Origin of the sequence: Phyllobacterium sp. 1468 (genome assembly GCF_031455525.1) — a bacterium.
In the GTDB taxonomy this organism is placed as follows: Bacteria; Pseudomonadota; Alphaproteobacteria; order Rhizobiales; family Rhizobiaceae; genus Phyllobacterium.
In genome coordinates this window covers 215,513-222,391 of record NZ_JAVDSX010000007.1, presented here as the reverse complement: position 1 = coordinate 222,391, position 6,879 = coordinate 215,513, and the positions used below count along the sequence as shown (strand labels likewise).

The window sequence follows — 6,879 nt, the reverse complement described above, 5'->3', positions numbered from 1 at the left end:
CCATTCTTCTCCAACTACCGTCCGCAGTTCTACTTCCGCACGACCGACGTGACGGGTGTTGTGACTTTGCCGGAAGGCACGGAAATGGTCATGCCTGGCGACAACATCGCAGTCGATGTGACGCTGATCGTGCCGATCGCCATGGAAGAGAAGCTGCGCTTCGCTATCCGTGAAGGTGGCCGCACCGTCGGTGCCGGCATCGTCTCGTCGATCATTGAGTAATTTAAGGTTTTATGCGGACGGCGCCTGTTACAAGGCGTCGCCGCTAAACAAGGAAAAGATGAAATGAACGGTCAAAACATCCGCATTCGCCTCAAGGCGTTTGATCATCGGATCCTTGACGATTCGACGCGGGAGATCGTGTCGACTGCCAAGCGTACCGGTGCCAATGTGCGCGGACCGATCCCGCTTCCTACGCGGATCGAGAAGTTCACGGTTAACCGCTCGCCGCATATCGACAAGAAAAGCCGCGAACAGTTCGAGATGCGCACTCATAAGCGTCTTCTCGATATCGTAGACCCAACCCCGCAGACAGTTGACGCGCTGATGAAGCTCGATCTTTCCGCTGGTGTTGATGTCGAGATCAAGCTGTAAGGCTTGAGGACGGAAGGACGAACCGATGCGTTCAGGTGTAATTGCACAGAAGCTGGGCATGACTCGCGTCTACAACGACGCAGGTGAGCATGTGCCGGTGACAGTACTCCGGATGGAGAATTGTCAGGTTGTGGCTCAGCGTACAGTCGAGAAGAATGGCTACACTGCCGTTCAGCTCGGTGTAGGTCTGGCCAAGGTAAAGAATACGACGAAGAGCTTGCGCGGTCATTTCGCGACGGCTTCAGTCGAGCCAAAGGCTAAAGTTGCGGAATTCCGCGTCTCTGCCGACAATCTTCTCGATGTCGGCGTTGAGATCACAGCCGAACATTACGTTGCCGGCCAGAAGGTCGACGTGACTGGTACTTCGATCGGTAAGGGTTTTGCCGGTTCAATGAAGCGCCACAACTTCGGCGGTCACCGCGCAACGCACGGTAACTCGGTCACCCACCGCGCTCACGGTTCTACCGGTCAGCGTCAGGATCCGGGCAAGGTGTTCAAGGGCAAGAAGATGGCCGGTCATATGGGTTCGACCCGTATCACCACACAGAACATCGAAGTCGTTTCGACGGACCTCGATCGTGGCCTCATTCTGGTTCGCGGTGCTGTTCCTGGCTCCAAGGGTGCATGGATACTGGTACGCGATGCCGTCAAGGAAGCGCTGCCGGACAATGCTCCCAAGCCAGCCGGTCTCCGGACACTTGCAGTCGGCGAGGCCGCAAACATTGAAGCAGCCGTGTCTGATGCAGAAGTCGCACAGGTAACCGAGGGAGCCGAATAATGGACCTTTCGATCACAACACTTGAAGGCAAAGAAGCCGGCAAGGTGAAACTCTCCGAGGAGATTTTCGGTCTTGAGCCGCGCGACGATATCCTTCAGCGCATGGTCCGTTACCAGCTTGCTCGCAAGCAGCAGGGCACGCACAAGGCAAAGGGCCGTTCGGAAATCGCACGGACCGGCGCCAAGATGTACAAGCAGAAGGGAACGGGCCGCGCCCGTCACCATTCGGCACGTGCTCCGCAGTTCCGCGGCGGTGGCAAGGCTCACGGTCCGGTTGTTCACAGCCACGATCATGACCTGCCGAAGAAGGTGCGCGCACTTGCACTTCGTCATGCCCTGTCGGCCAAGGTAAAGGCTTCCGACCTGATCATCATCGATGATCTTCTGTCGGCTGAAGCCAAGACCAAGGTACTTGTTTCGCAGTTCGCCAAGCTTGGCCTCGAAAATGCGCTTCTCATCGGCGGTGCCGAGATCGATGCGAATTTCCGCCGTGCCGCTTCGAACATCCCGAACATCGATGTTCTGCCAATTCAGGGCATCAATGTTTACGACATCCTGCGTCGTGGCAAGCTCGTGCTTTCCAAGGCAGCAGTTGAAGCTCTCGAGGAGCGTTTCAAATGACTGATCTTCGCCACTACGACGTGATCGTCAGCCCGGTCATTACCGAGAAGTCGACTCTGGTTTCCGAACATAACCAGGTCGTCTTCAACGTAGCCAAGAAGGCAACGAAGCCGGAAATCAAGGCCGCAGTCGAAGCGCTGTTTCGCGTGAAGGTTACTGCAGTCAATACAGCTGTGCGCAAAGGCAAGGTGAAGCGGTTCCGCGGCATCGTCGGGCGCCAGAGTGATGTCAAGAAAGCAGTCGTGACGCTTGCCGAAGGGCAGTCGATCGATGTTTCGACTGGTCTCTGAGGGGCCGTGGAGTAAAGACAATGGCACTCAAACATTATAATCCAACCACACCAAGCCAGCGTCAGCTGGTCATCGTGGACCGTTCGGAACTTTACAAGGGCAAGCCTGTCAAGGCCTTGACCGAAGGTCTGTCGTCGAAGGGTGGTCGTAACAACACCGGTCGCATTACGGTGCGTTTCCAGGGTGGCGGGCACAAGCGCACATACCGCTTCGTTGACTTCAAGCGTCGCAAGCATGATGTGGCAGCCAAGGTCGAGCGGCTTGAATACGATCCGAACCGGACCGCATTCATCGCGCTCATCCGCTACGAAGACGGTGAGTTGAGCTACATCCTGGCGCCGCAGCGTCTGGCAGTTGGCGACAGCGTCATCGCTGGCGCGCAGACGGACGTGAAGCCGGGCAATGCGATGCCTCTGCAGGCCATGCCTGTCGGCACCATCATCCACAATGTGGAGATGAAGCCGGGCAAGGGCGGTCAGATCGCTCGCTCCGCCGGTACCTATGCGCAGCTCGTCGGCCGCGACCAGGGCATGGCAATCCTTCGCCTGAACTCAGGTGAACAGCGCCTCGTCCATGGTTCGTGCTTCGCTACGGTCGGTGCGGTATCGAACCCTGACCATGGCAACATCAACCTTGGTAAGGCAGGTCGCAGCCGTTGGCTCGGTCAGCGCCCGCACAATCGTGGTGTTACTATGAACCCGGTCGATCACCCGCACGGTGGTGGTGAAGGCCGTACGTCAGGCGGACGTCATCCGGTTACTCCGTGGGGCAAACCCACGAAGGGCAAGAAGACGCGCTCCAATAAGTCGACGGACAAGTTCATCGCTCGTTCGCGTCATCAGCGCAAGAAGTAAGAGAGGTAGTCTGAAATGGCTCGTTCAGTTTGGAAAGGCCCGTTCATCGATGGCTATCTTCTCAAGAAGGCTGAGAAGGTACGTGAGGGCGGTCGCAGTGAAGTTATCAAGATCTGGAGCCGTCGCTCCACGATCCTGCCGCAGTTCGTCGGTCTGACCTTCGGCGTGTACAACGGTAACAAGCATGTTCCGGTTTCGGTCAACGAAGAGATGATCGGACACAAGTTTGGTGAATTCGCTCCGACGCGTACCTATTATGGGCACGGCGCGGACAAGAAAGCGAAGAGGAAATAACGATGGGCAAGGCTAAGGCTCCGCGCCAGCTTAAGGACAACGAGGCGAAAGCCGTTGCCCGCACGCTCCGCATCAGCCCTCAGAAGCTTAATCTGGTGGCTGCTCTTATCCGTGGCAAGAAGGTCAACGCCGCTCTTGCCGACCTGGAATTTTCGCGCAAGCGCATTGCAGGCACGGTGAAAAAGACTCTCGAATCGGCTATCGCCAACGCAGAAAACAACCATGACCTGGATGTTGATACGCTGGTTGTTGCTGAAGCCTATGTAGGCAAGTCGGTCGTGATGAAGCGCTTCCATGTTCGTGGTCGCGGTCGCGCAAGCCGGATCGAGAAGCCATTCTCGCATCTGACGATCGTCGTTCGCGAAGCTGAGGAAAAAGGGGAGGCCGCATAATGGGCCAGAAGATTAATCCGATTGGCTTCCGCCTCGGCATCAACCGCACCTGGGACTCGCGTTGGTACGCCAATACCGGTGAATACGGCAAGCTGCTGCATGAAGACCTGAAGATCCGCAAGTATCTGATGGACGAACTGAAGCAGGCAGCCATCTCCAAGGTGGTGATCGAGCGCCCGCACAAGAAGTGCCGCGTTACGATCCATGCTGCACGTCCGGGTCTGATCATCGGCAAGAAGGGCGCCGATATCGAGAAGTTGCGCCGCAAGCTGTCAGAAATGACCAATGGCGACACAACGCTCAATATCGTTGAAGTCCGCAAGCCGGAAACAGACGCCACGCTGGTTGCGCAGTCGATCGCTCAGCAGCTGGAACGCCGTGTTGCTTTCCGCCGTGCCATGAAGCGTGCCGTACAGTCGGCGATGCGTCTTGGTGCAGAAGGCATTCGTATCAATTGCTCGGGCCGTCTCGGCGGTGCGGAAATTGCGCGTATGGAATGGTACCGTGAAGGCCGCGTGCCTTTGCATACCCTTCGTGCCGATATCGATTACGGAACTGCTGAAGCACACACTGCCTACGGCATTTGCGGCGTCAAGGTCTGGGTCTTCAAGGGCGAAATCCTTGAGCACGATCCAATGGCTTCCGAACGCCGCGCTGTTGAAGGTGATGCCAGCCATCAGGGTTCGGGCCGTCGCCGCGAAAACGCTTAAATAGCGTCTTTCGGAAACGAGAATTTTGGAGTAGAGAACAATGCTGCAGCCTAAGCGCACAAAGTTCCGCAAGCAGTTCAAGGGCCGTATCCACGGCGCATCGAAAGGCGGCACGGACCTTAATTTTGGTGCTTTCGGCCTGAAGGCCCTCGAGCCGAACCGCGTTACCGCGCGTGAGATCGAAGCCGCTCGCCGTGCAATTACCCGTCACATGAAACGTGCCGGTCGTGTGTGGATCCGGATTTTCCCGGATGTGCCAGTCACATCGAAGCCTACTGAAGTCCGCATGGGTAAAGGTAAGGGTTCGGTTGACTATTGGGCATCCCGTGTCGCACCAGGCCGTGTCATGTTCGAGCTCGACGGCGTTTCGGAAGAAACTGCTCGTGAAGCCCTCCGTCTCGGAGCGGCCAAGCTTTCGGTCAAGACGCGCTTTATTCAGCGCATCGCAGAATAAGGGGTGGATGTCATGAAATCCGCAGAAGTTCGGGCGATGAGCCTCGATCAGTTGAATGAAGAGTTGGGTTCCCTGAAGAAAGAGCAGTTCAACCTGCGCTTCCAGAAGGCAACCGGCCAGTTGGAAAAAACCGCTCGCGTCCGGCAGATCCGCCGTGATATTGCGCGCATCAAGACTGTCGCCCGCCAAAAAGCGGTCGAGAGCAAGGCTTAAGGAAGAAAACCATGCCTAAACGCATTCTGCAGGGCGTTGTCGTGAGCGACAAAAACGACAAGACCGTTGTGGTCAAGGTCGAGCGGCGCTATTCGCACCCGCTCCTCCAGAAGACTGTGCGCCAGTCCAAGAAGTACAAGGCGCACGATGAGAGCAACCAGTTCAAGGTCGGCGATATGGTTTCCATCGAGGAATCCAAGCCGATTTCGAAAGACAAATGCTGGGTTGTCGTAACCGACGCCCCCGCAAGTTAATACTAACGATCTGACTTGCTGCGCGGTGCGCAGCAAAACTCTGAATGGCTCATAATCCTTTCCAAAAATCGAAGTGATTTTTGGGGTTATGAGCGAAAGACGCAGCAATCGCGAGGGGCAAGGAAAGCCCAGTCCGGTTGAACAAGAAGAAGGCGGCTAGTCATGATTCAGATGCAAACAAACCTCGACGTCGCGGATAATTCCGGCGCACGTCGTGTCATGTGCATCAAGGTGCTGGGCGGCTCGAAGCGGAAATATGCTTCGGTCGGCGACATTATTGTCGTTTCGATCAAGGAAGCGATTCCGCGCGGCCGCGTGAAAAAGGGTGACGTGATGAAGGCGGTGGTTGTTCGTACCGCCAAGGACATCCGTCGCGCAGATGGTAGCGTAATTCGTTTCGACAAGAACGCTGCTGTCCTGATCGACAACAAGAAAGAGCCTATCGGCACCCGTATCTTCGGACCGGTTCCGCGCGAACTTCGCGCAAAGAGCCACATGAAGATCATCTCGCTGGCTCCAGAAGTATTGTAAGGAGCAGACGATGCAGAAGATCCGTAAAGGCGACCGCGTTGTCGTTCTAGCTGGTAAGGACAAGGGCCGTACCGGCGAAGTAATCAAAGTTTTGCCGAAGGACGAGCAGGCGCTCGTTCGCGGCGTTAATCTTGTAAAGCGTCACCAGAAGCAGACACAGACCCAGGAAGCCGGCATCATTTCGAAAGAAGCGCCGCTCCATCTGTCGAACATTGCTATCGCCGACAAGGATGGAAAGCCGACCCGCGTTGGCTTCAAGATCCTCGAGGACGGCAAGAAGGTACGTGTAGCAAAGCGTTCAGGAGATCTGATCGATGGCTGATGCAAAGATCGAACCCCGTCTGAAGAAGCAGTACCTGGAAGTGGTACGTAAGGCGCTTCTCGAGGAGTTCAAATACGACAACGAGATGCAGATCCCGCGCATCACCAAAGTTGTTCTCAACATGGGTGTGGGCGAAGCAACTGCCGACTCCAAGAAGCCAACTGTCGCAGCTGAAGATCTGGCATTGATTGCCGGCCAGAAGGCGGTTATTACCCGTGCGCGCAATTCGATCGCAACCTTCAAGGTTCGTGAGAATATGCCGATCGGAACGAAGGTAACTCTTCGCAAAGAGCGCATGTATGAATTCATCGATCGCCTGATCAACATCGCGCTCCCGCGCGTTCGAGATTTCCGCGGTCTGAACCCGAAGAGCTTTGACGGTCGTGGCAACTTCGCCATGGGCATCAAGGAGCACATTGTGTTCCCGGAAATCAACTACGACAAGGTTGATCAGATCTGGGGCATGGACATCATCGTTTGTACGACTGCAAAAACGGATGATGAAGCACGCGCTCTTCTGCGCGCCTTCAACTTCCCTTTCCGCCAGTAACGGCAAGCGTAGCGAGGTATTTG

General features: G+C 56.1%; 14 protein-coding genes and 1 pseudogene. All 15 read left to right on the top strand.

Annotated elements, in window-relative coordinates; genetic code table 11:
- A pseudogene (tuf, locus tag J2X72_RS19445) lies at positions 1–222 on the top strand (elongation factor Tu); the annotation flags it as partial.
- Positions 223–285: 63 nt separating this feature from the next.
- Entirely contained in the window at positions 286–594 is a 309-nt protein-coding gene (gene rpsJ, locus J2X72_RS19440; RefSeq protein ID WP_008124902.1) for a 30S ribosomal protein S10, read from the top strand.
- A gap of 25 nt (positions 595–619) precedes the next feature.
- Positions 620–1,372: a 50S ribosomal protein L3 gene (gene rplC / locus J2X72_RS19435; protein ID WP_310074636.1), complete on the top strand. Its 753-nt coding sequence runs from the start codon at positions 620–622 to the stop codon at positions 1,370–1,372.
- Complete coding sequence (gene rplD / locus J2X72_RS19430; RefSeq protein ID WP_106716811.1) at positions 1,372–1,992, top strand: 50S ribosomal protein L4; 621 nt, start codon at positions 1,372–1,374, stop codon at positions 1,990–1,992. The genes rplC and rplD overlap by 1 nt, the downstream gene beginning before the upstream one ends.
- Positions 1,989–2,282 carry a 50S ribosomal protein L23 gene (locus tag J2X72_RS19425; protein WP_106716810.1) on the top strand — a complete coding sequence of 98 codons (294 nt, stop codon included), beginning with the start codon at positions 1,989–1,991 and terminating at the stop codon, positions 2,280–2,282. Before rplD ends, J2X72_RS19425 begins: the two co-directional genes overlap by 4 nt.
- Positions 2,283–2,302: 20 nt before the next feature.
- Positions 2,303–3,136, top strand: a complete 834-nt coding sequence (gene rplB, locus J2X72_RS19420; protein ID WP_106716809.1) for a 50S ribosomal protein L2 — start codon at positions 2,303–2,305, stop codon at positions 3,134–3,136.
- A 15-nt stretch (positions 3,137–3,151) separates the two neighbouring features.
- Positions 3,152–3,430 carry a 30S ribosomal protein S19 gene (rpsS, locus tag J2X72_RS19415; protein ID WP_008124912.1) on the top strand — a complete coding sequence of 93 codons (279 nt, stop codon included), beginning with the start codon at positions 3,152–3,154 and terminating at the stop codon, positions 3,428–3,430.
- Between the two features lie 2 nt (positions 3,431–3,432).
- Positions 3,433–3,822, top strand: a complete 390-nt coding sequence (gene rplV, locus J2X72_RS19410; protein WP_112526903.1) for a 50S ribosomal protein L22 — start codon at positions 3,433–3,435, stop codon at positions 3,820–3,822.
- On the top strand, positions 3,822–4,532 hold the full coding sequence (rpsC, locus tag J2X72_RS19405; RefSeq protein WP_210004317.1) for a 30S ribosomal protein S3: 711 nt from the start codon (positions 3,822–3,824) through the stop codon (positions 4,530–4,532). The genes rplV and rpsC overlap by 1 nt, the downstream gene beginning before the upstream one ends.
- Before the next feature lie 40 nt (positions 4,533–4,572).
- Entirely contained in the window at positions 4,573–4,986 is a 414-nt protein-coding gene (rplP, locus tag J2X72_RS19400) for a 50S ribosomal protein L16 (RefSeq protein WP_106716806.1), read from the top strand.
- Between the two features lie 12 nt (positions 4,987–4,998).
- Entirely contained in the window at positions 4,999–5,199 is a 201-nt protein-coding gene (gene rpmC, locus J2X72_RS19395; protein ID WP_027233168.1) for a 50S ribosomal protein L29, read from the top strand.
- An 11-nt stretch (positions 5,200–5,210) separates the two neighbouring features.
- A complete protein-coding gene (gene rpsQ / locus J2X72_RS19390; RefSeq protein ID WP_106716805.1) occupies positions 5,211–5,453 on the top strand; it encodes a 30S ribosomal protein S17 in 243 nt (80 codons plus the stop codon).
- 162 nt (positions 5,454–5,615) lie between these two features.
- The gene (gene rplN, locus J2X72_RS19385) at positions 5,616–5,984 is read left to right on the top strand and encodes a 50S ribosomal protein L14 (protein WP_008124924.1); all 369 of its coding nucleotides are present in this window, start codon (positions 5,616–5,618) and stop codon (positions 5,982–5,984) included.
- Positions 5,985–5,994: 10 nt separating this feature from the next.
- Complete coding sequence (rplX, locus tag J2X72_RS19380; protein WP_106716804.1) at positions 5,995–6,306, top strand: 50S ribosomal protein L24; 312 nt, start codon at positions 5,995–5,997, stop codon at positions 6,304–6,306.
- Positions 6,299–6,856: a 50S ribosomal protein L5 gene (gene rplE, locus J2X72_RS19375; protein ID WP_112526909.1), complete on the top strand. Its 558-nt coding sequence runs from the start codon at positions 6,299–6,301 to the stop codon at positions 6,854–6,856. Before rplX ends, rplE begins: the two co-directional genes overlap by 8 nt.
- Positions 6,857–6,879 lie beyond the last annotated feature (23 nt).

Excerpts from the sequence above, each read along its gene's own strand:
- rpsJ (WP_008124902.1), top strand. The coding sequence starts at position 286 with ATGAACGGTCAAAACATCCGCATTCGCCTCAAGGCGTTTGATCATCGG.
- rplC (WP_310074636.1), top strand. The coding sequence starts at position 620 with ATGCGTTCAGGTGTAATTGCACAGAAGCTGGGCATGACTCGCGTCTAC.
- rplD (WP_106716811.1), top strand. The coding sequence starts at position 1,372 with ATGGACCTTTCGATCACAACACTTGAAGGCAAAGAAGCCGGCAAGGTG.
- J2X72_RS19425 (WP_106716810.1), top strand. The coding sequence starts at position 1,989 with ATGACTGATCTTCGCCACTACGACGTGATCGTCAGCCCGGTCATTACC.
- rplB (WP_106716809.1), top strand. The coding sequence starts at position 2,303 with ATGGCACTCAAACATTATAATCCAACCACACCAAGCCAGCGTCAGCTG.
- rpsS (WP_008124912.1), top strand. The coding sequence starts at position 3,152 with ATGGCTCGTTCAGTTTGGAAAGGCCCGTTCATCGATGGCTATCTTCTC.
- rplV (WP_112526903.1), top strand. The coding sequence starts at position 3,433 with ATGGGCAAGGCTAAGGCTCCGCGCCAGCTTAAGGACAACGAGGCGAAA.
- rpsC (WP_210004317.1), top strand. The coding sequence starts at position 3,822 with ATGGGCCAGAAGATTAATCCGATTGGCTTCCGCCTCGGCATCAACCGC.
- rplP (WP_106716806.1), top strand. The coding sequence starts at position 4,573 with ATGCTGCAGCCTAAGCGCACAAAGTTCCGCAAGCAGTTCAAGGGCCGT.
- rpmC (WP_027233168.1), top strand. The coding sequence starts at position 4,999 with ATGAAATCCGCAGAAGTTCGGGCGATGAGCCTCGATCAGTTGAATGAA.
- rpsQ (WP_106716805.1), top strand. The coding sequence starts at position 5,211 with ATGCCTAAACGCATTCTGCAGGGCGTTGTCGTGAGCGACAAAAACGAC.
- rplN (WP_008124924.1), top strand. The coding sequence starts at position 5,616 with ATGATTCAGATGCAAACAAACCTCGACGTCGCGGATAATTCCGGCGCA.
- rplX (WP_106716804.1), top strand. The coding sequence starts at position 5,995 with ATGCAGAAGATCCGTAAAGGCGACCGCGTTGTCGTTCTAGCTGGTAAG.
- rplE (WP_112526909.1), top strand. The coding sequence starts at position 6,299 with ATGGCTGATGCAAAGATCGAACCCCGTCTGAAGAAGCAGTACCTGGAA.